This window comes from Pedobacter sp. UC225_65 (genome assembly GCF_042698365.1).
GTDB lineage: Bacteria > Bacteroidota > Bacteroidia > Sphingobacteriales > Sphingobacteriaceae > Pedobacter.
The window spans coordinates 1,965,956-1,989,893 of the sequence record NZ_CP170550.1; the positions used below are offsets into that span (position 1 = coordinate 1,965,956).

Below are 23,938 nucleotides of genomic sequence, written 5' to 3' on the forward strand. Positions count from 1 at the left end.
TTTCTTATCTAACCTAATTTTTACCACCTTAACAGTCCTTCTTGTTTGACCTAGTCTTCCATAAACCTAAAATATTCATTCACGAATGGTTTCATTGACTTTACAATATTATCAGTAAAAAAATTGATAAGCAATCCCTGAGGCACCTTTAATAGTTTCATATAGGTCATGACCTGCGCTTCGTGAACAGGCAATAAACATTCGACTGTCTTCAATTCAACCACTACTAAGTCATTCACCAATAAGTCAACCCTAAGATCTATATCCATTTGCAAATTATCATATATGATAGGAATCATTAGTTGTTGCTTTACTTCAAATCCATTTTTCAGCAATTCGTGTTTCAAACATTTCTCATAAACACTTTCCAATAACCCAGGACCTAAAGCTTTATGGACTTTAATTGCACATCCTGTAATTTCATAAGATAATTGGGTAATTTCCTGTTTTGTCATGGTAGATGGTTTGCGTTTTATGATAAAAAACTAGGATATTAGCATCTATTTTTTAATGTTAAGAAATTAAGAAAAATTGATCTTAATCTTTCTTAATGCCTTAATATTTTTAACATCAATTACTTATAAACTGATAAAATGCAGGGAATTCCCTGCGCCAAAATGCCTCGTTATGTTTACCATCAGCTTTTTCTAGCACTTTGATGTTTTTGTTCTGTCCCTTTGGATCTAAAATGTGATAAGCACTCTGCATATCGTTCATTATCATTTTACCTTCTAGGTTTCCGGCTACAAAATAGATTTGATGATCAGCTAGATCTTTTATTCCATTTTTCAAATCCGTTTCAATGGCTTTGCCCACCCAGAAAGCAGGAGAGAATATACCTGCATTGCCAAAAACCTTTGGATAAGTAGCAATGGCATACATAGAGATCAAACCACCCATAGAACTTCCAGCAATTGAGGTGTTTTTATAATCGGTTTTTGTACGGTAATGCTGGTCAATATAAGGCTTAAGGTTGTGGACTAAAAAATCGACATAAGCCTTGCCTTTTCCCTTACCATATTGACTATCATAAGGATTATATTCCTTTAATCTTTCTGTTCCTCCATGGTCAATACCCACCACAATATATTCTTTTCCGCCTTTGGCAATGAGGCTATCCAATAATTCATCAACACCCCATTCTCCATAACCACCTGTAAATTCATCAAACAGGTTTTGTCCGTCGTGCATATATAAAACAGGATATTTCTTCGTCGAGCTGGCATAAGATGGCGGCAGATAGATCCAAACCTTTCTTTTCGCATTCAATTGTGGGATCGAAAAAGCACTGTCAACTACATGTACATTTACAGAAGCGGTATGCTTAGGCAATGGTTTGGCAAATTCGTCGGCCCAATTGGCTACATTAATTTTGATCGAGCGTATCCCTTTTTAGTTGAAACGCCCTATTGCCAATTGCTTGGCCATTTGCTGTGGCTTCAACTTTGTCCCAATGGCCACGGGTCATCTTAAATTCGTAAGCATCAGGTTCAAATTGTTTTTCTATCCAATAACTGCCATCATCGGACCTTTTAAATCTAAAAGTACTGTCACCTGCTGCCCAATTGTTAAAATTACCAGCAATAAAATACTGAGGCACCACATCTTTACTTTTAGGAATGTTTTGCAGTTCAAACCTTACCTTAACCTGTGCGTCCACATTGATGCACATCATCCAAAATCCAAAAAACAGACAAATACTTTTGATCATTTTGCTACAATTGGCAGATTTAAAGATAATTTTCAAATCATTTAACAAATAAATAGAAATAATTACTTTTTTTATCATTTATATTTACACACAAATAAATTAAACCCATATAATTGCCGCCAGTAGAATGGATAATGTCAATATCAAGAAATTAGCACAAGCCCTTCATCTTTCTACTTCGACCGTTTCTAGAGCATTTAGAGACAACAGTGACATTAGCGCAGCTACGAAAGAACGTATCCTGGCGATGGCCAAGCAATTGAACTATCAACCCAACCATTACGCCAGTAACTTAAGAGAACAGAAAAGCAAGACCATAGCGGTTATTGTACCTGAGCTGGCCAACAACTACTTTTCATTGGCCATTCAAGGTATTGAAAGAGTAGCCAGTGCCAAAGGTTATCATATCCTAATCTATGCTACCAACGATCAATTTGAGAAAGAAGTCTCTTTTATCAAACACTTGCACAATGGCAGGGCCGATGGGATCATCATGTCGGTATCTGGCGAGGCCAATGATCACAACTACCTGAACGAATTGTCTAAAAAAAGGTTGCCTTTGGTATTTTTTGATCGTGTTTACGAAGACATCATTACACCAAGGGTAATTACCAATGATTACGAAAGTAGCTTTTCGGCCACCAAACACTTGATCCAACAAGGCTGTAAACGCATTGCTTATTTGGCGGTAAACAAAACGCTATCTATTGGCAAAACACGTATGCAAGGTTACATCGATGCGCTAAAGAAATTTAAAATTCCATTTAAGGAAGAATTGATCATCGATTGTACCAATAACTACAAAGAGAACATCGACCTTTTGAAGCATGCTTTTACTACTTTAAAACCAGATGGCGTTTTTACCTCGGTAGAGCGTTTGGCCTTTGCCACCTATTATGCCTGTTACGACATTAACCTCTCTATACCAAGAGATTTGAAAGTAATTGGTTTCTCCAGTTTAGAGATTGCCCCTTTGTTAAATCCAGCCTTGAGTACGGTAACACAACCTGCTTCCGACTTGGGTAAAACAGCCGCAGAACTGCTCTTCAAAATGCTCGAAAATCCAAACGATATCAATCCCGCAAGTGAGGTGGTTTTGAACTCCAAATTGTTCCAAAGAGAGTCGACCGCAAAGCACTAAAATCGGCGCTATCCTAGCCTTGTTTTTTGAGGTTAAATTCCGATCATTTTTTTTCAAAAAAAAACCGGATTTTCCGAAAACACGCAGAATTTTGCATTTGATGTTGCAACATGTTTTCATTTTACTTTGATTTTTTCGGGAACGTTCCCGAAAACGTTCCCGAAAAACGTCTACCAAACAACTTAGTGTAATAATTACACATTATTCGGTTATTTTAGTTTTCAATTAACTGTAAATCAATTAATTAAAAATTAAATATTAAATATTTATAAATTATTTACCGATAAATAATTTGCCATTTTGGGCTTTTAACCTTCATAAAATATGGCCTTTAAAAAAAATATGACATAAAATTTTGATTTTTCATATGCTACACTAAATTTACAATAGTGTAATACACAATTAATTATAACCAAATATTTCACCTTTAAAACGGGCTTTTTCTATGAAAGTACTTTACCCCATTAAGCTTTGTATGTTGATGTTTTTTGCACTCTGCACATTGACAACTTATGCGCAAACTGGAAGCATTTCTGGTAAGATTGTTGATGAGTCAAAACTCCCAATACCTGGTGCTACGGTACAGGTAGAGGGCACTCAAAAAATCACAGTTACAGACAATGATGGAAACTATAAAATCACAGGTCTAACTAGCGGAACTTATACCATAAGCGCAAAGTTTCTTGGTTATACAGTTACTAAATTAACGGCTACCGTTGGCGCCGGAAATGTGGTGCTCAACTTCAACCTTAAACCAGAATCTCAAAACCTCGACGAATTGATCGTAGTTGGTTATGGTACCCAGACCAAACGTGAGGTAACTGGCTCTATTGCCAGAGTAGCTGGCGATAAACTGACAGCATTGCCTACCCCAAGTTTTGAAGCCAGTTTACAAGGGCGCGCTGCTGGTGTACAGGTTACCCAAGGTAGTGGTTTGGCAGGTAGTGGTTCGGTCGATCAGGGTTAGAGGTATCGGTTCTATCAGTGCTGGTGGTGATCCTTTATATGTAATTGATGGGATACCAGTAACTGCCGACCCATTTTTAAGTGGCAACAGAGGTGCAATGAACCAAAATCCATTGGCCACCATGAATGCCAATGATATCGAGTCTGTAGAAATCTTGAAAGATGCTGGTGCTGCTGGTATCTATGGGTCAAGGGGTGCAAATGGGGTAATCTTAGTAACTACCAAACGTGGTAAATTGGGCAAACCTACCATTAACTTCTCTACTAAATTTGGTTTAAGCACTTATGCCAACAAACCTGATTTTGTAAGTGGTCCAGAATGGTTGCAACTGCGCCAAGAAGCATGGACAAATGATGGCAATACTGGTTTGGCTACCTTGCCACAGGGTTTAACCTGGGCACAGGCACAGCAGAACAATACAGATTGGTTCGACTTGGTTACACAAACTGGAAAATCAAACGACCAACAATTGTCTTTTAGCCAAGGTACAGAGAAATTAAAAACATATATCAGTGCCAATTATGGTGACAACCAAAGCTTTTTAAAAGGTAACTCTTACGAGAAATATGGTGTTAGGGCAAACGTTGATGTGAAACCAACTAATTATTTTTCGGCCAATATCAATATTGGATACAGTAAAGGTACCAATACAAGAGTAAGCGCAGCATGGAGTGGTGGTATTGGTGATGCCATGTCTACCGCCCTACCAATCTATCCGGTATTTAATGCAGATGGTACTTACTGGTCTAATGGTGCAAACCCTGCCCGTACCATTAACTATATGGATTGGAAAAGTGTAGACCAACGTTTATTGGCTGGTGTTACTTTAGAGTTGAAACCTTTCAAAAACTTTACCTTAAAAGGTATTGCCAATATGGACAACCTCCATGTTGTGGAAGACCAGTTTTCACCTAAAGAATTAACGGGTAATACCAATGGTTATGCAAACCGTTGGGACAACCAGATCTTAAATAGGAACTTTACAGGTACTGCCAACTACGATATCAATTTCGATAAAAGCAAAATTACCATCCTAGCTGGTGCCGAAACTCAAAATTTTCAGCAAAATGGCTATCCGAATGGTATTGGTGGCGATGCCAATACACCTTATTCTAAAGACGAGGCGGGTTTAGAAGCGCGTATGGTAGCAATGGCAGCAACCAATTCGTTATACTATGTAAATGGATTGAACAGAACAACATTTGCCAGTTTATTCGGACGTGTAAACTATTCGTATGATAACAAATACTACCTACAGTTATTGATGCGTAGAGACGGTTCATCTAAGTTTGGACCAAACAAAAAATATGGTTATTTCCCTGCTGCTTCTGCTGCCTGGACCATTAGCCAAGAAGACTTTTTAAAGAACAACAAAACCATTAGTAACTTAAAACTAAGAGCCAGTTATGGTATAACCGGTAATGCGAACATTCCACCAGGAGAATACTATGCTAAATTTGGCAACAGTGGTTCATACAATGGCAACCCTGCCACAAGTCCACAAAACGTTGAAAACCCTAATTTGCATTGGGAGCAGTTGAAAAGTATAGATGCGGCTATTGAATTTGGTTTCTTTAACAACCGTATATCAGGTGAGTTTGCTTATTACAACAAAAGAACTACCGATGTATTGATCAATGGTGGTATCTCTCCATCAACAGGTTTTGGTTTTGCTTATCAAAATGTTGGCGAAATTCTAAACGAAGGTCTGGAATTGAGCTTAAACACCATTAACATCAATGGTAAAAACTTTAAATGGACCACTAATTTTAACATCTCTAAAAACTACAACGAAGTAGTAAGTATTGGCGATTTATCTGCCGATGCCATTGGTGGTGGTACAAACGATACCCGTATCATTTTGGGCAAACCAGTGGGTACCAACTTTTTGGTACGTTATTATGGTGTAGATCCAAATGATGGTCTTCCTATCTGGTTGAACAAAGATGGTTACCAGACCAAGACCTTCTCTTTAGATGACCGCGTTGCAGTGGGCAAAGTTATTCCAGATTATGTAGGTGGATTAACCAATACCTTTACTTACAAAGGTTTTGAGTTGACTTCTCTCTTCACCTTTGCCATTGGTGGCAACATCTATGATGGTTCTGCCAAACGTCAACTGGGTGTAGTTACCGATTGGAACATCAGGTCGGATATTGCAGATAGATGGAGAAAACCTGGTGATATTGCAAAATTCCCACGTTTAACCATGAGTTCTAACAACTATCCTGGTCTATCAAGCGAGTGGAACTATAACTCTACCATGTTCTTGTACGATGCATCATTTGCAAGGTTGAGAGAGTTGACACTGGCTTACAATCTTCCTGCCGATTTTGCCAAAAGAATAGGCATGCGCAATGCAAAGGTTTTTGCTACAGGAATGAACTTGTTAACCTTTAGCAAATATCCAGGCGGGGATCCAGAGATTGCCAGAGATTTTGACAATCCACAAGATAGAAACATGAGTCCTAATGTGACCTATTTAACTACGCCACAACAGAAATCAGTAACGTTTGGCTTTTCAACATCATTTTAGTACGCATCTTAAAAATCAGAAAAATGAAAATCAATTATAAATCATTAGCAAAAGGAGTTTGTTTCCTACTTATTGTTACAGGTATAACCAGTTGTGAGAAATTTTTAGATGCACCTCCCTTAAATGTAATCACCAAAGGTGAAGCTTTAAAAGATGAGGCCGGTGTAGCTGCCGTGATGAATTCGGCCTACCAGATTTTAGGTGGTGGTGATGCATTTGGTGGAAAATACCAGGTCCTATCAGAACTAATGGCAGATAACATCCAAGGTAACCTGTTAAGTGGAGATTATGGAGAGATCTACAATAGAAAGACCTCTGTTTTTGGCGATTACAAAAACGGTTTCTACACCAATATCTATCAGGCCAATTATAGGGCCAATACCGTACTCGAAAATCTAGGTGTAACTGCTGCAAAAAGAGATGATCTAGAAGGTCAGGCCAGATTTGTACGTGCATTTGCCCACTTTATAGCTGTACGCCTATTTGCACAACCTTATGGCACTACAGCAGACAATAGCCAATTAGGTGTACCTTTAAGAACCACTACAGCTATAGATCCAGCAACAAGAGCAACAGTGAAGCAAGTGTATGACCAGGTCATCACCGACCTCAAAATTGCTGAAACCAAGCTAAACGATGTAAATCCTGGCTATCCAACTAAAATGGCCGCTAAAGCTTTATTGGCAAGGGTTTATTTTTCTATGAACGATTTTGCCAATGCCTATAACTATTCAAATCAGGTGGTAAGCAGTGGAAAATTTACTTTCGAATCAGACTATACCAAAAGATTCTCTGAAGGGCTAAGTACAGAAGCCATCTTTCAAATCATCAATACCGATGGCAGTTACAGCACTGGTGGTGGCTTAAGGGATAACTTCCGTTCTGACTTTAATTTGCCAACATTAAGGTTTACCCCTGCTTTTTATTCATTTGTGAATACTACAAATGATGTACGTAAAGCATGGTTCAATACTGTAAAATATCCGGGCGAGATCGTAACTACCAAATACAATAAAGAAAGATTTAATGTACCTGTATTGCATTTAACAGAAATGAAACTGATCAGGGCAGAATCTGCTGCAGAATTGAATACCAACCTCAATGTTGCGGTGGGCGATATCAACGACATCCTGAACAGGGCTTACGCTGGTACAAAATCTATCCCAACCAATTCATCCGCCGCATTGATCAAAGCCAATGCACGTGCAGAGCGATTGATAGAGATGGTAGCCGAGGGAGATCGTTTATACGAGATCAAAAGGATTGGTGCCAAAGGCGAAAACATCGACAGACGTGGTGCAGTTTGGAATTGCCCAGGATTGATCCTACAATTCCCGGTAAGCGAAATGGCAAGTAATACCAATTTCCAACGCAATGTTGAGGGTGGTTGTAACTAAAATTAAATCTGATAAGAAATGAACAACATTAAATATATCATCTTGGCCTTATGTGTAATCTCGGTATGGGGTTGCAAGCCAGAAGAATTTGGACCCATTGGTACCGAAGACAATATTTTAAAAGAGATGCAGGGCACTTGGGGCCTAACAAAAGTGACACAGGTAGATCAGGATGCCACAACTAAAGGCTTTCCTTACAAACAGTTAGACATTACCAATGTCTACGCCTACAAAGACCTGGTGATTGCCTTACAGGGCGATGCCTCTGGTGCACCCACTACATTTACCATTACCCCAGGCAACTCCCCTAAGATATCCGATTTCAACAGCGGAACATGGGTAGTAGACAATGCCAAGGCACCCACCATCATCACTTTGAAGAACGGGAACCTTGCTGCTGACCTAACCTTGGGTTCTTACGCAGGTTTAAAAAGTGGAAAGTTCTACCTGAGAAAGATCAAAAAAGCAAATGGCAAAATTGTCGTGAGTTATATCTATGAATTCACTAAAAAATAATCCATCATGAAAAAACTTATATTATCAATCATATTTACCTTTAGTGTAGCTTTCGCTTTTGCGCAGGTAACCTTTAATCCAGCAACCTTTACCGCAGAAGATGAGGTAACCCTTACTTTGGATGTAACAGGTACACCAATGGCAGGCCAAGACGATGTTTACATCTGGATCTTCTCTAACGATGGCGTTGGAGGTGGCAAGGACGGTCTAACAAATGGCCAATGGGGCAACTCTTCTGATGCCGCAAAAATGACCAAGATCGCCACCAACAAATTTACCTTCAAGTTTACGGGTACTACCCTATTTGGCCAAAGCCCTGCAGAGCTGATCAACTTCGGTTTCTTGGGCAAAAGCAAAGATGGTTCTAAACAGACCCCAGATTTCAAACCTTACAAGTTCGATCCTTTGGTATTTATCCCATCGCAGTTCCGTATTTTTCCTGCCAAGTTAGATGCTACCGATATGAATACGGTCTACTTCCACCAAGACTTGGCCACAGAACAAAACCTACAAAGGATGTTCGATGTAAAGGTAAACCTTACCTTTTACAATAGTGAAGGAACCGTAATCGGCACTCAAACAGCTTTGGTAGCCACCAAAGAATCTACAGTTCTTTATTCTTATTCTTTTATTCCAGAGCGGTTGATCACCATTCCGGCTGGAACCAAACTCAATAAGTTCACCTATCAATTTACAGGAAGCATTAAAGATGCCAACGGTGGCAATGTACCCACAACTGGCCCTGTAAACGAAGTTGTTTATACCGTCTTTAATTAAGCTCGAAAATGAAAAACAAGATATTATATACCCTATTGGCAATTGTAGCAATTGCTTTTGGTTGTAAAAAAACAGAGTTCGATGAAGTGTCTAAAGGCGAAGCTTTAGGTGCATTTGCCATTGCAGCGCCTGTAAACAATACCATGTTGGTGTTAAATTCTGCTACACCAAACAACAAGGTTACTTTTAGCTGGACAGCAGCTACGCCGGGCGTAAACACAAAACCTACCTATAAATTTGTTGCCGCACTAAAAACAGGGTCGATAGATGCACCCCTTATTGAATTTCCATCGGATAATGCAGGTACCAGTACTACTTTAACCCTTACCCAAAAACAATTGGACGATGCCCTAAAAGCAAAATCAATTGCCGATGGTACAAAGGTTGACCTGATCTGGGCCGTACAAGCTACCAACGGCGATGTAAAGGTAACTTCATCAACCCCATTAAGTATTGCCATTACCCGTATGGGCGATGGTGTAACCAACTTCTTGTTGTATGGACCAGTTTCTTCGGCCAATACCGTAGTGATCAACCCAAATTCTACAACAGATTTCATGAACTTTAAATGGCAAAAATCATTTCCGGGTGTTGCCGCCAACTTGGTTAAATATCAGGTTAAATTTGTGGCAAAGGGCGGTAATTTTGCTACGCCTTTATTTACCTACACTTCCAACAACAATGGATTGGATTCGGCCCTAGCCGTTAGCTATAAAGATATCAGTGATAAACTAAGTGCTGCCGGATTTACAGATCAAGCTACTCCCGTTGCCCTACAATGGACAGTAGAAGCCACTTCTGGTAACTTCAAAAAAACTGCCGACTATGTAAACGACCTTGTCATTACAAGAGAAGTGAAGATTTTCTTGGTAGGTGGTGATACACCAGCGGGCTGGACAGCAGAAAGTGCCTTACAGATGATTCCTGATGCCGCAAACCCGGGCACTTATTACATCTATGTAAAACTAAATGCAGGCAATGGCGGACTGAAGTTCCTAAACCAACAGCAATGGCCAGGAGGTAGTTTAAATTCGTCAGATTGGGGCATGAAACCTGGAAGCCCAGGCGATGCAGTGGTAGATAATGAAGTGAACATCGAAAACTATGGTGCTTCTGGTGTTTACCGTGTAACTTTTGACCAAAAGAACCTTAAATATTATGTACAGGCTGATCATGGCCGCATGGGGGCAGTAGGAAGTGCTACAACTGCTGGATGGACCCCTTCTATCATTTTCCCAAGCCAAGGGCTAAACTTTATGGGCACCAATAAATTTATGGGCTTTGTAAGCTTAACCGCTGGTCAAGAATGGAAATTTATAGATTTCAACGATTGGGGCAATGGATCAATTGCTGGCGCCAGAGATTATGGTAAAGGTACTGCCGATGGCGTAATGGTAGAAAATGGAGAAGTAAACATTCCAGCAACAGGTACATCTGGCCTACGCAGGATCATCTGGGATGGAACAGACATCAAAAACCTAAAATACTCGGTTACCGATGGTACTGTATTCTTGGTAGGTAATGCTACTACTGGTGGATGGGACAATTCTGCTGGCAATGCAAACCTACCTGCCATGACTTATAGTGGAAACGGCAAATGGACAGTAACTACTCCTATGACAGCTGGTGAGTTTAAATTTATTGTAACCAAAGGAAGTTGGGACTACAATTATGGTGGTACAGCTGGTGTAATTTCTGAAGGTGGTGCCAACCTGGTCATTAGCACGGCAGGTAGTTATACCATTACTTTAGATGAGTACAATAGAACCTATACAGTTACCAAAAATTAAAAATCCCATCAAAATACTAAAGTCCTTAATTAATTTTAAGGACTTTTTTTTGTGATTTATTTTTTTGGTTTCGAGAGGTAGACCAAAGCTAAAATTGGTCTTAATTAAGCCTTATTAGTGTATAAAGTACACTTTATTGGATTATGCCTTTTCAACCACTAATTCAAACGTTTGATATAAAGCCAGTGTTAAGAAATAAAAAACTGAATTTTAATTTTTTTTTCAAAAAAACCCACATATATTGGTAGACTTTTTACTAAATACATAACTTAACAAACCAAAAAAATGATAGTTATTGCAGACGGTGGATCAACAAAGACGAATTGGTGTTTAATCAATGAAGCAGGAAGAAAAATCCATTTTAACACTGAAGGATACAACCCTTATTTTTCTGATAGCGATTATATTGAAAACTCTTTGAAAAGTTCTTTACCAGACCATTTAGAACCAGAAAAGCTAACAGAAGTAAATTATTACGGCGCAGGTTGTTCTACTGATGCAAAAAGAAAGATCGTATCAGACGCGATGGAAAAAGTATTCCCTAACGCTAAAGTTAACATTGGCCACGATCTATTGGCTTCTTGCCGTGCCCTATTGGGAGATAACGAAGGCTTTGCCGCAATTTTGGGTACAGGTACAAATACCTGTTTATATGATGGCAAAGACATTTCATTGAACATCGATTCTTTGGGTTACTTCTTAGGGGACGAAGGCAGTGGAAGTTACATTGGTAAACGCATCTTGGCCGATTACATGAAAGGTTACATGCCTAAAGGTTTAAGAGAAAGTTTTTACGACAATTATGCCTTGACTAACGAAGACATCTTCGACCATATCTATAACAAACCGTTACCTAACCGTTTCTGTGCAAGTTTCAGTAAATTCATCTACGACTTTAAAGACAGCTATGAAGAGTATACAACTGGTGTGGTAGATTATGCCTTTACCGCTTTCTTTGAGAACTTGGTGATCCACTACCCTAACTATAAAAACTATGCCTTAAACTGTGTGGGTTCTGTAGGTTACAGCTTCAGAGACATTTTAAGTATCGTTGCCGATAGATACGAAATGGGTGTTGGTAAGATCGATCCGCTCACCTATAGACGACCTGGTAGATTACCACTTGAGCAAAAAATAAGAACCTTATACTATATTTAAAAGCCTTGATCAATGATCGAGGCTTTTTTGATTAATAGATCAAATAGTCTATGTCAGTCTGAGTTTAGTTTATACTGAGTTTACCGAAGTATCGAAGACCCATAGACAAAACATTTCGACACCTGCCTACCGCAGGCGGGAGCTCAATGTGACACAAGTAAAAATTATGAAATGAACAATTAACCTGTTAAACAATTGAGCAACTCACTTCTCAAACCCAAATGACCAATGAACCAATGATACCAATGATACCAATGAACCAATCTATGTCAGTCTGAGCTAGTCGAAGACCTATCAACAAACAGTTAACCAATTGAGCAGTTAAACAACTTATAAAGGAGATTCTTCACTACGTTAAGAATGACAAAAAAAGAAGAGAAACTAAATAGCTTATTGAACGATAACTTTTCTGCTATAGCTTTTGTTATCGATTTGAAGGATCAGGATGTACATACCAGAAGAGATTCGGTACTTTTTCAAATCCCAATAATACTCCTGTTTACCAGCGGGCTGTTCTTGTTTTACTAACACGGCCAATTGTTTTCCAGTAAGATCAACCACCCTTAAATTGATCTTTGCTCTTGTAGGCAAATTATAGGCAATGTTGGTATAAGAAACTGCTGGATTAGGATAATTGGTAAAATTAAGGCTTTCTGTAAATTCTCTACTACTTGGAGAAATTGTACTACTATTGCTTACTTGCGCCTGAACAACACTGTTCATCGCAGTTAAACATATCATAAGTACAATTAATTTGTAGAGTTTTGCCATTAATATCTGGTTAATAGTGTAAATATAACACTTCCCTAATAAAGTAGTTAAATAAATGTATAATATTTTTTTTATTCTTAATTAAATCCGTCTCTCTGCTTAAAAAGAAATCTCTTTACTAAATAATTTGGCGTATTTCCGCTTATCAAATTTATACAAAGTAGCCGCTCTAAAAGAAACCCCTTTTTGCTTTTCGTCAAGTTCTTTTAACACTCCAAAACTTAAGATTTTCTTTCTAAAATTCCGTTTGTCTAACTTTTTGCCCAAGATCAGCTCGTATACATTCTGCACTTGCGTTAAGGTAAACTTCTCTGGCAAGAGCTCAAAAGCAATCGGTAGATGTTTGATCTCCGTTTCACTTTTTCCAAGCCTTTATCAAAAATATGCTGATGGTCGAAAGCAAGTTTAGGCAGTTCGCTTACATTGATCCATTGTGCTTTTTTGGCATAATTAGTCAAGGGTTTCAGGGCTTTATCACCACCCAACCGCAGCATGGCATAATAGGCCACAGTAATTACCCTACCTTGTGGGTGTCGGTTCACTTCGCCAAAAGTATAATACTGTTCCATGTACACATCACTTAAACCAGTTAGCTCGTGCAAAATCCGAGACGCAGACTGGTCTACACTTTCCTCTTCACCAACCAGGTTACCAGGCAATGCCCACCAATCCTTAAATGGATCTTCATTTCTTTCTATCAATAAGATCTTTAGTTCGCCACCATCAAAGCCAAACAAAACACAATCAATAGAAACGGCCGAATTAAATACAGGTAATACTTCTTTCAAGACAAATTCGTTTTATATTTTATAATATTAGAACAAAATAAATACACTTGTTCGGTTATTTTGTAAAAATAATGAAAAAAAAATTACTTAGTGTAAATAATACACACTATATTCGTGTATTATAATGGAACCAAGTATTAAAAATATAGCTGTACTAACCTCTGGTGGTGATGCCCCCGGCATGAACGCCTGCATAAGAGCAGTTGTACGCACTGGTATATACCACGGAAAGAACATGTTCGGTGTAATGCAAGGTTATCAAGGTCTGATTGATAACAACATTAAGCCCATGGATGCCCGCTCTGTAAGTAATATTTTACACATGGGCGGTACCATCTTAAAAACCGCCAGATGTTTGGCATTTAAAGAAGACGAAGGCATGGAAACAGCCTTCCAAAACTTAAAAGAGAAAGAAATCGATGGCCTGATTGTGATTGGTGGCGACGGTACCTTTACCGGCGCACAGCGATTTGGCAAAAAATATGGAATCAATGTGATTGGCATACCTGGTACAATCGACAATGACCTTTATGGCTCTGACTTTACTTTAGGTTATGATACGGCTGTAAACACCATTATCGAAGCGATCGACAAGATCAGAGACACGGCCGATTCTCACGACCGTTTGTTCTTTATCGAGGTAATGGGCAGGGATTCTGGCTGTATCGCATTAAGAACGGCCATTGCAAGTGGTGCTGAAGCAGTATTGTTGCCAGAAAAAGAAACTTCCTTAAAAGAATTGATCTCAAAACTAAAATCAGGTGTATCTACCAAGAAATCATCAAGTATTGTAATCGTTTCTGAGGGGAACAAATACGGTGGCGCTTACGATATCGCCAAAAGCGTAAAAAGAAAGTTTACCCATTACGATACCAAAGTTACCATTTTGGGTCACCTACAACGTGGTGGTAGTCCGAGTGGTTTCGACCGTATCTTGGGTAGCAGGTTGGGTTTTGCGGCAGTAAATGCCTTGATTGCAGGCGCAAGCATGCAAATGGTAGGTCTACGTGGCAACGAAATTAAATTAACAAGCATAGATGAGGCATTACATGCGCATACCTATAAGTTAGAAGACGACTTATTGGAAATGACCCATGTTCTGTCTATATAATATAATATAAAATATGATAGCAGTAGTTTATAGCGGTTCTAAAAGTGCTTTTTGGAAGATATCCAACGAAGGTAAAACGGTGGCAGAATGTACCATGCCGGGCATCAACCCTTGTTTTAACGACCAAAAGCATATCCTTTACCTGTTGAACAAGAATATTGTGCTGATCAACCATGCGGAGAGCATCAAAAGATCTATGTATTTGCCGCTGGTGCATCGTCTGCAGAAAGCCAAAAAGATCTGGCCGAAACCTTGGGCATGTTTTTCATCAACAGCAAGATCAAGGTCAAAGACGATATCTATGGCGCTTCTATTGCAGCCTGTTATGATAAAAAAGGAATTGTAGGCATTTTAGGCAGCGGTGCCAACTGCGCTTATTTTGATGGCAAAAAACCAGAACAGAACAATTATGGCCTTGGTTTTATCTTAGGTGATGAGGGTTCTGCAAACTATCTGGGCAAAATGTTGTTAAAGAACTTTCTGGAAGATAAACTACCCACCGACCTTAAAAAACAATTTGAAGAAAGATACAATGTAGACCGACCTATCATTTTAGAGAAGATCTACAAAAAACCAAATGCACAGAATTACCTGAGTTCTTTTTTAGATTTCTACATCGACAACAGAAACCATAAATATATGGAGCAGCTCATCGATCAGGCATTTGAAAGATACATCAAAACCTATCTGGCACCTACCCTTGCCCAACACCCTAACGAAGAAGTACACTTTGTGGGTAGTGTAGCGGGAACATTTCAAGACAGGTTACGCCTAACCGCCGAAAAACATAACATCAATATTATCAGTATTACAAAAGAACCGATATACAATTTACTTAATTATTACTCAAATTAATAAAAATGACTAAAGTAGGAATAAATGGATTTGGCCGCATCGGCAGACTAGTTTTTAGGGCTGCACTGAAAAGAGGCTTAGATATTGTTGCGATAAACGATCTGATCGAGCCAGATTACATGGCTTATATGTTAAAATATGATACTACACATGGCCGTTTTGATGGTACGGTGGAAGTAAAAGATGGACAATTGGTAGTAAACGGAAAAACCATCCGCATTACTGCAGAGCGTGATCCAGCAAACTTAAAATGGAACGAAGTTGGGGTAGAAATCGTAATTGAATCTACTGGTTTGTTCTTAACTCGTGCCGATGCTGATAAACACATTGCTGCTGGCGCCAAAAAGGTAGTATTCTCTGCACCTGCTAAGGATGATGACATCCCTACTTATGTAATGGGTGTTAACCATGATCAATTAACTGCTGATCAAACTGTGGTTTCTAACGCATCTTGTACCACCAACTGTTTAGCTCCTATTGCTAAGGTATTGCACGATAACTGGGGTATTGCAGAAGGTTTGATGAGTACAGTACACGCCGTAACTGCTACGCAGAAAACTGTTGATGGTCCTTCGGCTAAAGATTGGAGAGGTGGTCGTGGTGGTTTCTCTAACATCATCCCTTCTTCTACTGGTGCTGCCAAAGCGGTAACCAAAGTAATCCCTGCTTTAAAGGGTAAATTAACGGGCATGGCTTTCCGTGTACCTGTTGCAGACGTTTCTGTAGTGGATCTAACTGTACGTTTAGAAAAACCAGCTACCTATCAGCAGATCAAAGATGCGATGAAAGCTGCATCTGAAGGTGCTTTAAAAGGTGTGTTGGGTTATACTGAAGATGAGGTTGTTTCTTCAGACTTTATTGGCGATGACCATGCTTCTATCTTTGATGCTGGTGCCGGCATTGCCTTGAACGATAACTTTGTAAAAGTGGTTTCATGGTACGACAATGAGTGGGGTTATTCTTCAGCATTGGCCAAGTTTGTAGAATACTACGGAACATTAAAATAAAAAACCTTCGATAAGTTTGAATATGATGGCAGTACCTGAATTGGTATTGCCATTTTTTGTATTGATACATTTTTCCATTTTGGAAATACATGCTTTTACTACCTTAGCAAACTAAGTTAGGCTTAGTCTAAAACATCTAAGCAATTATTCCAACATTAAGATGTGATGGTCTTAATGAAAAACTTAACCTTTCTTAATGGTTATCGGAAAAACAACCCAATGAACAATTGAACAAATGAACCAATGAACTATTCAACCACATAGACACAATAGTAACACATAGGCTTAATTCCTTAATGTTTCAATTAGGCCAAATGAATTACTGAACAAATGAACATCTCTTCATTCCTTAATGGTTTATCGGACCAGCAAACCAATGAACAATTGAACAAATGAACCAATCAACCATTGACTAGATAGTTTACCACCTTAGCAACCTCAGTTAGACTTAGTCTAAAACATCTAAGCAATTATTCCAACATTAAGAAGTGATGGTGTTGAAGAAACTTAAATTTCTTAATGCCTTAATGTTTATTGGACTAGTGACCCAATGAACGAATGAACCAATCAACTATTGACTACATGGTTTACCACCTTAGCAACCTCAGTTAGACTTAGTCTAAAACATCTAAGCAATTATTCCAACATTAAGATGTGATGGTCTTGAAGAAAAACTTAAATTTCTTAATGCCTTAATGTTTATTGGACTAGTGACCCAATGAACGAATGAACCATTGAACAAATGAACCAAACAATTGATTGATGATTTAACAAAGATTTAACACATTAGCAGGGTTTTGCTCAAATATTACGGGTATTTTTGCGTTATAGATATGACGAAACCAATGCAGGAAGGCAGTTTTGTCATTTGAATAACAGAAAAATTGAAATAATTATGTTTTTTATTAGTGTACTTTTTACACTATTAAAAATAATTTATATATTTGCATCATCATTGGTTACACAAGTAATTGTGCAACCGATTAAAAAGAAGATCATACGTTCCAATTTATTGGAAATAAAAGCATAACCCGTTCATACAGGTTTATATTTGGTTAGAAAAAGAGATAAGTCTGGATGGATTATCTCTTTTCTTGTTTAAAGGCGTTTTAAGCTATTATAAAGGCACTTTTAAAAGCGAACCAGTAGGAAAACACCTTAATTATTTGCACTCACATGCAAAAACAAAAACCCTCTTTAAACTATTAAAAATGGGCTATAATTTTAGGTTATTTTAAAATTAGTGCAAAAATAGTGCAAATAATACAACTCAAAAGCTAGCAAAGCTTCACAAATACATCATTATTTATTCTAATAATTAAAGGAATAATGACTTTTATAAAAAGTCATCTTAATGTATTTGTTTCAATTTCATTTTTTCGAACATTTAAATAAACTTAATTTTACATCGTTCAGCAAGTCTTGCAATTGAATTCTTTCATAAATTCAAATATTGCGTATAATAGATTTGATATTGAATAGGTGGCGCATAGGGCTACTTGTCAATTCATAATTAATATCACTTAGCCATTACCTATGCTTAGTGATACTCAATCGTAATTGATTAGACAATCAAATAGTCAATCAGTTAGCAATACACATTTTTATGTTAAATGTAGTTGATGAGTTCACTATGGTCAAAAAATTGCAAAATCACATTTTAGTTTTGGAAAAGTCTATAGATAAATTAATAACATATCAGACGTCAGTAGATTATCAGATTAAGAAATTAGACAATATTAATATTGCTTCTATAGTTACCAAAGTTTTAAAAGAGCTTAACACTCCTGAAGATAAACCTCTTGAAACTTTCGAGGACTTAATGACTTATAATGCAAAAATAACAACTAAAAATATGATTAAGCGTAGGCAACGCTAAACATCATACATATATAATTATTGTTTCCGAAATTATTAGAAGATATAATAACAAGCATTATTTTATTCAAATAATGACTCTACCTATAAGTACATGAAGAGTTATTATATGTTTCAGCTTTTTAATATAGAAATTTTCTAAAACCCTAGGGTGAGAATAATTCAAATTCTTTTGTTTCAGTGAGCTTAATTAGCCTTAAAATATACTTTAAAGCTATATTATTTTGAAACTTGACGACACTAGGAAAAACATAATAAAGTAGAAACAACAGTAGAATATAAGAAAGAAGACATTAGAAGAAGAAAAAGAAATAAAAAATTATAAATAAAAATGATAACAAAAAATAAAATGCTTTTCTACTTCCCAAAAAGTATAGAAAATACAATAAGAACATATTTGATGAACAAAGAAAGCATCAATATTGAAACGTTAATACAAAAGTACCTTTACGTAATCCATTTACTTTATTCAGGTAGGTCTAATTTTTACACCTATAATGAAAATGGTTTAAAGTTGAACATGAAGAAGTTAAAGGATATTTTAGGTGTTGACAATTCAGTTATAGCATCTATCATGAATGACATGATTGAATGGGAAATGATCATCATCGTTTCAAGCTACCTACCCCAAAAATATTCAACCTCATACAAATTACATCCATCATTGGAAATAATGGGTATGAATAGAAATAAAGTAGTCGCATTAAGGAACAATTCTTTTATTACTAAACTTATCAGGAAAGAGGAATATCGAATCGAAAACATGAGTGTAATTGAAAAATACCAATATGATATATTGATGAATTCGATAAGCTTGAGTCCAATAGGCATTGATTATCTTTCGCACAAGTACCCAAAGCTAAAAAATGCCTTAGCGAATTACCCAAATGAGATTAATACAGATGGAATCGATTTTGCTATATACCGTGAAGACCTGATCTTGTTCGGTATTTTGTTCAAGGAGTATTTCATCACAAGGCCACATGAAGAAAATAGGTTATATAACAACTTATGTTCATTGAAGAAAGGTTACAGGCAGTTCATATTGATGGATGGTAAGCCCATACTAAATAGTGATATTTCCAACAGTCAAGTTGTTTACGGCATGTTTTTAATTAAAGAACATCTTGTTAAAAAAATTGGAAATGATAAAGAACTACCTAGAGATTTTCTTCATTTTGAAAAAAAAGTCCTCAAAGGAAAATTCTACGAGTATCTAGGCAAAAAGGCAGGTGTGATTATAACTCAAGCAAATAGAAAAGATTTTAAGCAGGTATTTTTCAAACATGTATGGTATGGAGAAACACCTTTGAAAAAGAACAAGTTATATAAGGCTTTTGAAAAATGCTTTCCTAATGCTACTAAAATAATCGAGCAGATCAAAACAAAGGGATATAACCTGTTCCCGATTAAGCTTCAAAAATTGGAAGCTTCCATGATGATAGATGTTGTTGGTAACAAACTGATTGAAAAGGGCGTAAAATTTTTAACCATCCATGACTCTTTCGTGGTTAATTCTAAACGTGATGTAGGTATTGTTAAAAAGACGATAAAAGAAGCGTTTATTGATAAATATGGAGCAAGCCCATCAATTGCAACTGAAGCTAAAAAAGAAAAGGTCTATGGGATATGGAAGCCAACCTACCTATACAAATATTACAGTTTTGCTCAATTTTCTGCTCTTAGAATACCAAAAACAGAATCGTTGACATGGCAACAGTTCAAAAAGAGAGAAAGCTCGAGGCCACTTGAACGTGATTTCAACGAAGCAAAGTATGTGATTAATTTCTCTAGATAGTGTATATGCTATTATTCATTTAGTAGATGAAAATAATCTCTAATTGAAGAGCTGATTCAAAATAAATGGATTTGGCTTTTTTATTATAAAATTTTAATCACTTCTGGAAATGGCTCTGGATTCAATTATCTCAATTTAGCCAGCACCATAAGACTACTTTATTAAGATTTTTGATTAGCCAGCTTAAAAAGCACTCTCACCAGCAAAAGCTACGTTTGGCAGCACGTTAAAATTAACACATAATTAATTTTTCATCGAATTTCATGACCTTTTTTCAAATTACATTATAATTTTCAATGATTTTAAAATTGTTCGTCGAAATAGGCTTTACAAATATTTATGGATTTACAGCTTGTGAATTCTTTCCATGAATAAGCCAATGGCAATGAGTACAAGTTGATCTTAAATCCTCTAATGGTTCATCGTATTTATTTTTGTAATGAAGATGATGAACATCAACAGCAGGTACAACTAGGCAGAATTGACAGGTATTTGAATCCCGTTCGAATACTAACTTTCTTTTTACTTTCCACTCATCAGATAAAAGATATTGCCTGTACCTGTAATGTTCTGAGTTCTGATAATTTGAATGTTGTGTACCTTCATAGGTTTCATTAGCTTCATTCCTCTTTGCAATTTTCCATTCTTCAAATCTCTCTTGATTGAATGGATATCTAATTTGCTCACTGAATTCTATTTGTTTTAATGGTTTTGTTTTATCTGCTCCAAAGCAGTTAATGCATTGGTTGTAAAGCGAAGACTTACCATCTTTCCAATGAATTGTTACTACTTGCCAAGGATTTCGGCAACATTGATTAATTTTGGTGTACCAACTTTTGTTGCAATTTCTGCAAGAATGAATGTCGTGATACTGCAATGTACTATCAATGTGGATAGTGCTTTTGCATTTTGTACATGAATAGCTCAATGAGTTTTTTAGGCTAAATTAGATGTTTATTAGGATTTAACATATATTTTTTTACCGTTTTTCTTGCTTCAGCTGGAGAAAAAACAATATAGAATTAACCAACACAAACATAAAACTATATAGTAAATGAATTTTGATGTTTTTTGGGAAAAAAGTGTCAGGGGTAAACCTTTAAAGAAATTTAAAAATAGTCATAACACCTATAATATAACGCATTAAGGAATAAAGATTGGACAATAACAAATTACTGAGGAACAGTCTTGATGGTTTTTGGTTACTCTTTTTTAAAATACCTTAATAAATTTATCCTCAGATAATTATTCGAATTTACTAGCGTAATAATTTTCGGCATTTATAAAATCTATTTTAGTACAATTAGTTCTTCAGGTTTTACTTCCAAAGCGTTGCATAAAATAATTATTGTAGTGAGTTTTGGATTAATTTTAGCTTTTTCCAGTCGATAAACTTGTGAAAGTTCAATATTTGCAGTATTAGCTAAATGCTCAAGTGTCCATCCCCTGCTCATTCTAATTCTTCGAACATTAGCTCCAAAATTATCCAATAAGTTTTGCTCACCTGATTTTAACGGCATAAATCAAAGGTGATTCGATTTGAGAAAATTCTTTTAGGCACACATGCCTAATTGTGGATTTTTATTTAGATTTGATTTTCAAAAAATTTAAATCTAATCTCTTATCATGAATCAAACAATGAATAACAAGACTCTAATTCTATTGATATGCATACTCGTAGGCATACAATTTGCATGTAATAGTGTAAGTAAAAGAATTGTAACAGCTGATAAGTTCCTTATATCTCAAATTGATTCTGCTTCAAATCATCTATTGGAATTTTCAAGTTTTAGGAAAATCGATGGCATAGAAAAACAGGATGGTAGTCTATATTACGTACTATCCTATAAAGGGTTTTTGAGCGCAACCAAAGACTGCTTTTGGAATAGTTTATTCTATAACTATAACCTGATTAATAATGGACATATCGGGTTTTCGTCATTTAGCATTTCTGAAAGCTCTAATGGCCTTAAGTTAGGCAATAATATAGGGGAGTATACATTATACAAAAAAGGTTTTGGCCATAATGTTAAGGGGGTTGTATTGTTCGAGAAAAGAAATTCAGGGTGGCAAATTATTGATGTTGAAATGAAGATTGATGAATCTAGCAGTAAATAAATTTAGAATTAGAAAGATCAATGGATTTTTCATTCAAAACTTTCACTTGATGGACAGGCTCTAAATATTTTAAAAATAAAATTATCCAAATATTAATCAACTAAAAACATGAAAAAACTATTATTAAGCTCTATCGTTCTCTTTTTGTTCTCTGCATCAATAGTATTGTTCCAGATTAGCTGTAAAAAAATAGCATATGCAGATACTCCAATGCCGCAAGTTGATGGGCTAAAACAGTTAGGAAAAATCTTATATAAAGGAAGCAATGGCAGAGAGATTTATTTAGCAGCATACGACGGCTCTAACAAACAAAAAATTGGTTTTGCGTTTCCTAGTCCAACCAATTCAAATGACGTTGTAGAAAATGCCCATATGTCGCCTGATGGCAAAACGATATTCGTTGAATTATATTCAGGCAGCTTAAATAAGGTGAGGTTGTATTCATGCAGTATCGATGGAAATAATTTAAAGCTTGTATTGGATCATATTGATTTCTCACAATCATCAGGTTTCTGCGGTGCATATTAAATAACCCTAGCTAATCAAATATTTTCAAAACTCTACTGAAGTAAAAATGGACTCATATTCATTAGCCATTATCAACACAATAAACCAACTCGAACAGAGTAAGGAGAAACTCATAGATTTACTTTTTGATATTGCTATACATGGTGAACTTAAACCATGGAGTGATATGGTTATTGAAGGAGAACATTTTTATTTCAGTAGGGAACTTTTTGAATCTTTGGACGATGCTAATGTAACACAGCTCATCAAGATTATTGATACTCTTGAAATGAAATTTCCACAATAGAAAATGAATACTATAAAACAGTTACTTAATCGATTCACTTACTACTCCTTTAAAAGGAAAATAATAAATGCCAATAGCTAGTATCGTAAAACTGGAGACCCAAAGCCAGTAACCAGACCCCAAACTAACAATCTTACCCATTGAGCCACTTTCAGCTGCCAGCACTTCATTCCAGAGACTAAATGACCATGCAATTGCTGCTGCCAGTGCAGAAAGCCAATAGCTCCTCAATTTAGGTTTTGGAATAACCGTTTTTAGAACGGGATGTATTTTAATAATAGTACTGCTTTCTTTAAGAAAACAAATGATTGCAATAAGAGCAATTGGATTGGCTGTCCATATTAACGTTTCAAATAGACCACCACCAATAAAAGCCAATCCACCCATTAAAAGAAGCGAATAGCCTTTAGGCGTCTCAACATCAATGTATTGGTAACTGAATCCATTCAGTGGTAACGATACTGCAAAAAATAATACAGTAAGCATTACGATGGATAGCCTTAAATATTTTTTCTGACTTGAGTTCATTTAATTGTTTTCTAGAGTCCAAGATACATTATGGTCACGGATTTTTGAAATTATAAACCAATTTCAAGCAACTGAAGGTGATTAGACCGTCTATAATTAACTGTATAAAGGACATACAAAATTAGAACTGATTTTGTTGATTACATCTCAGAAATAAAAGTTAGTTATTCTAAAGATTTGATTAATTTGTTTGAACGGTTCAAAAAAGACAGTATTGAGCTAAATTAAGAATAATAGATTAGTTATTTTTTCTTAACAATTAACACAGATTTAAATT

Annotated in this window: 21 protein-coding genes and 2 pseudogenes; 15 read left to right on the plus strand and 8 right to left on the minus strand. The window is 36.5% G+C overall.

Going from position 1 to position 23,938, the window contains the following annotated elements:
• Positions 1 to 50: 50 nt before the first annotated feature.
• The 3 genes from ACFJIZ_RS10365 to ACFJIZ_RS10375 all read right to left on the minus strand — a co-directional run bounded on the left by ACFJIZ_RS10365 (position 51) and on the right by ACFJIZ_RS10375 (position 1,747).
• Entirely contained in the window at positions 51 to 455 is a 405-nt protein-coding gene (locus ACFJIZ_RS10365) for a GxxExxY protein (protein WP_379093254.1), read from the minus strand.
• A 115-nt stretch (positions 456 to 570) separates the two neighbouring features.
• Positions 571 to 1,332, minus strand: coding sequence for an alpha/beta hydrolase (locus ACFJIZ_RS10370; protein ID WP_379093257.1), 762 nt, complete (start codon positions 1,330 to 1,332; stop codon positions 571 to 573).
• Between the two features lie 34 nt (positions 1,333 to 1,366).
• Positions 1,367 to 1,747 carry a hypothetical protein gene (locus ACFJIZ_RS10375; RefSeq protein WP_379093260.1) on the minus strand — a complete coding sequence of 127 codons (381 nt, stop codon included), beginning with the start codon at positions 1,745 to 1,747 and terminating at the stop codon, positions 1,367 to 1,369.
• A gap of 91 nt (positions 1,748 to 1,838) precedes the next feature.
• On the opposite strand from ACFJIZ_RS10375, the gene ACFJIZ_RS10380 reads away from it, so the two are divergent.
• The 8 genes and pseudogenes from ACFJIZ_RS10380 (at position 1,839) to ACFJIZ_RS10415 (ending at position 11,973) form a co-directional block, all read left to right on the plus strand.
• Positions 1,839 to 2,852 carry a LacI family DNA-binding transcriptional regulator gene (locus ACFJIZ_RS10380; protein WP_379093263.1) on the plus strand — a complete coding sequence of 338 codons (1,014 nt, stop codon included), beginning with the start codon at positions 1,839 to 1,841 and terminating at the stop codon, positions 2,850 to 2,852.
• Between the two features lie 445 nt (positions 2,853 to 3,297).
• Positions 3,298 to 3,819, plus strand: a complete 522-nt coding sequence (locus ACFJIZ_RS10385; RefSeq protein WP_379093266.1) for a carboxypeptidase-like regulatory domain-containing protein — start codon at positions 3,298 to 3,300, stop codon at positions 3,817 to 3,819.
• A complete protein-coding gene (locus ACFJIZ_RS10390) occupies positions 3,761 to 6,355 on the plus strand; it encodes a SusC/RagA family TonB-linked outer membrane protein (protein ID WP_379093269.1) in 2,595 nt (864 codons plus the stop codon). Before ACFJIZ_RS10385 ends, ACFJIZ_RS10390 begins: the two co-directional genes overlap by 59 nt.
• Before the next feature lie 23 nt (positions 6,356 to 6,378).
• The gene (locus tag ACFJIZ_RS10395) at positions 6,379 to 7,752 is read left to right on the plus strand and encodes a RagB/SusD family nutrient uptake outer membrane protein (protein ID WP_379093272.1); all 1,374 of its coding nucleotides are present in this window, start codon (positions 6,379 to 6,381) and stop codon (positions 7,750 to 7,752) included.
• Positions 7,753 to 7,770: 18 nt separating this feature from the next.
• Positions 7,771 to 8,268, plus strand: a complete 498-nt coding sequence (locus tag ACFJIZ_RS10400; RefSeq protein WP_379093275.1) for a DUF5004 domain-containing protein — start codon at positions 7,771 to 7,773, stop codon at positions 8,266 to 8,268.
• A gap of 6 nt (positions 8,269 to 8,274) precedes the next feature.
• The gene (locus tag ACFJIZ_RS10405; RefSeq protein WP_379093278.1) at positions 8,275 to 9,045 is read left to right on the plus strand and encodes a hypothetical protein; all 771 of its coding nucleotides are present in this window, start codon (positions 8,275 to 8,277) and stop codon (positions 9,043 to 9,045) included.
• Between the two features lie 8 nt (positions 9,046 to 9,053).
• Entirely contained in the window at positions 9,054 to 10,835 is a 1,782-nt protein-coding gene (locus ACFJIZ_RS10410) for a SusF/SusE family outer membrane protein (RefSeq protein ID WP_379093280.1), read from the plus strand.
• 285 nt (positions 10,836 to 11,120) lie between these two features.
• Positions 11,121 to 11,973: pseudogene (locus ACFJIZ_RS10415) on the plus strand (N-acetylglucosamine kinase).
• A 410-nt stretch (positions 11,974 to 12,383) separates the two neighbouring features.
• Here the strand turns inward: ACFJIZ_RS10415 and ACFJIZ_RS10420 are convergent.
• Entirely contained in the window at positions 12,384 to 12,764 is a 381-nt protein-coding gene (locus tag ACFJIZ_RS10420; RefSeq protein WP_379093283.1) for a T9SS type A sorting domain-containing protein, read from the minus strand.
• Between the two features lie 99 nt (positions 12,765 to 12,863).
• Positions 12,864 to 13,552 (minus strand): annotated as a pseudogene (locus tag ACFJIZ_RS10425) (NUDIX domain-containing protein).
• A gap of 124 nt (positions 13,553 to 13,676) precedes the next feature.
• Here ACFJIZ_RS10425 and pfkA point away from each other — a divergent pair.
• The 5 genes from pfkA to ACFJIZ_RS10450 all read left to right on the plus strand — a co-directional run bounded on the left by pfkA (position 13,677) and on the right by ACFJIZ_RS10450 (position 20,201).
• Entirely contained in the window at positions 13,677 to 14,663 is a 987-nt protein-coding gene (gene pfkA / locus ACFJIZ_RS10430) for a 6-phosphofructokinase (protein ID WP_379093286.1), read from the plus strand.
• Positions 14,664 to 14,921: 258 nt separating this feature from the next.
• Complete coding sequence (locus ACFJIZ_RS10435; protein WP_379093289.1) at positions 14,922 to 15,518, plus strand: hypothetical protein; 597 nt, start codon at positions 14,922 to 14,924, stop codon at positions 15,516 to 15,518.
• Positions 15,519 to 15,523: 5 nt separating this feature from the next.
• Positions 15,524 to 16,525 (plus strand): type I glyceraldehyde-3-phosphate dehydrogenase, encoded by a 1,002-nt coding sequence (gap, locus tag ACFJIZ_RS10440; protein WP_055130230.1) that lies wholly within the window; start codon positions 15,524 to 15,526, stop codon positions 16,523 to 16,525.
• 1,606 nt (positions 16,526 to 18,131) lie between these two features.
• Positions 18,132 to 18,404, plus strand: coding sequence for a hypothetical protein (locus ACFJIZ_RS10445; protein WP_379093292.1), 273 nt, complete (start codon positions 18,132 to 18,134; stop codon positions 18,402 to 18,404).
• Positions 18,405 to 18,734: 330 nt separating this feature from the next.
• A complete protein-coding gene (locus ACFJIZ_RS10450; protein ID WP_379093295.1) occupies positions 18,735 to 20,201 on the plus strand; it encodes a hypothetical protein in 1,467 nt (488 codons plus the stop codon).
• Positions 20,202 to 20,538: 337 nt separating this feature from the next.
• On the opposite strand, the gene ACFJIZ_RS10455 is transcribed toward ACFJIZ_RS10450, so the two are convergent.
• Together ACFJIZ_RS10455 and ACFJIZ_RS10460 are read right to left on the minus strand one after the other, a co-directional pair.
• Positions 20,539 to 21,078: an HNH endonuclease gene (locus ACFJIZ_RS10455; RefSeq protein ID WP_379093298.1), complete on the minus strand. Its 540-nt coding sequence runs from the start codon at positions 21,076 to 21,078 to the stop codon at positions 20,539 to 20,541.
• Between the two features lie 412 nt (positions 21,079 to 21,490).
• Positions 21,491 to 21,721 (minus strand): helix-turn-helix domain-containing protein, encoded by a 231-nt coding sequence (locus ACFJIZ_RS10460; protein WP_379093301.1) that lies wholly within the window; start codon positions 21,719 to 21,721, stop codon positions 21,491 to 21,493.
• A gap of 706 nt (positions 21,722 to 22,427) precedes the next feature.
• Here ACFJIZ_RS10460 and ACFJIZ_RS10465 point away from each other — a divergent pair.
• Entirely contained in the window at positions 22,428 to 22,847 is a 420-nt protein-coding gene (locus ACFJIZ_RS10465; RefSeq protein ID WP_379093304.1) for a hypothetical protein, read from the plus strand.
• A 46-nt stretch (positions 22,848 to 22,893) separates the two neighbouring features.
• The gene (locus ACFJIZ_RS10470) at positions 22,894 to 23,133 is read left to right on the plus strand and encodes a hypothetical protein (protein WP_379093307.1); all 240 of its coding nucleotides are present in this window, start codon (positions 22,894 to 22,896) and stop codon (positions 23,131 to 23,133) included.
• Between the two features lie 21 nt (positions 23,134 to 23,154).
• Here ACFJIZ_RS10470 and ACFJIZ_RS10475 read toward each other — a convergent pair whose 3' ends face one another.
• Positions 23,155 to 23,661 (minus strand): hypothetical protein, encoded by a 507-nt coding sequence (locus tag ACFJIZ_RS10475; RefSeq protein ID WP_379093310.1) that lies wholly within the window; start codon positions 23,659 to 23,661, stop codon positions 23,155 to 23,157.
• Positions 23,662 to 23,938: the final 277 nt, after the last annotated feature.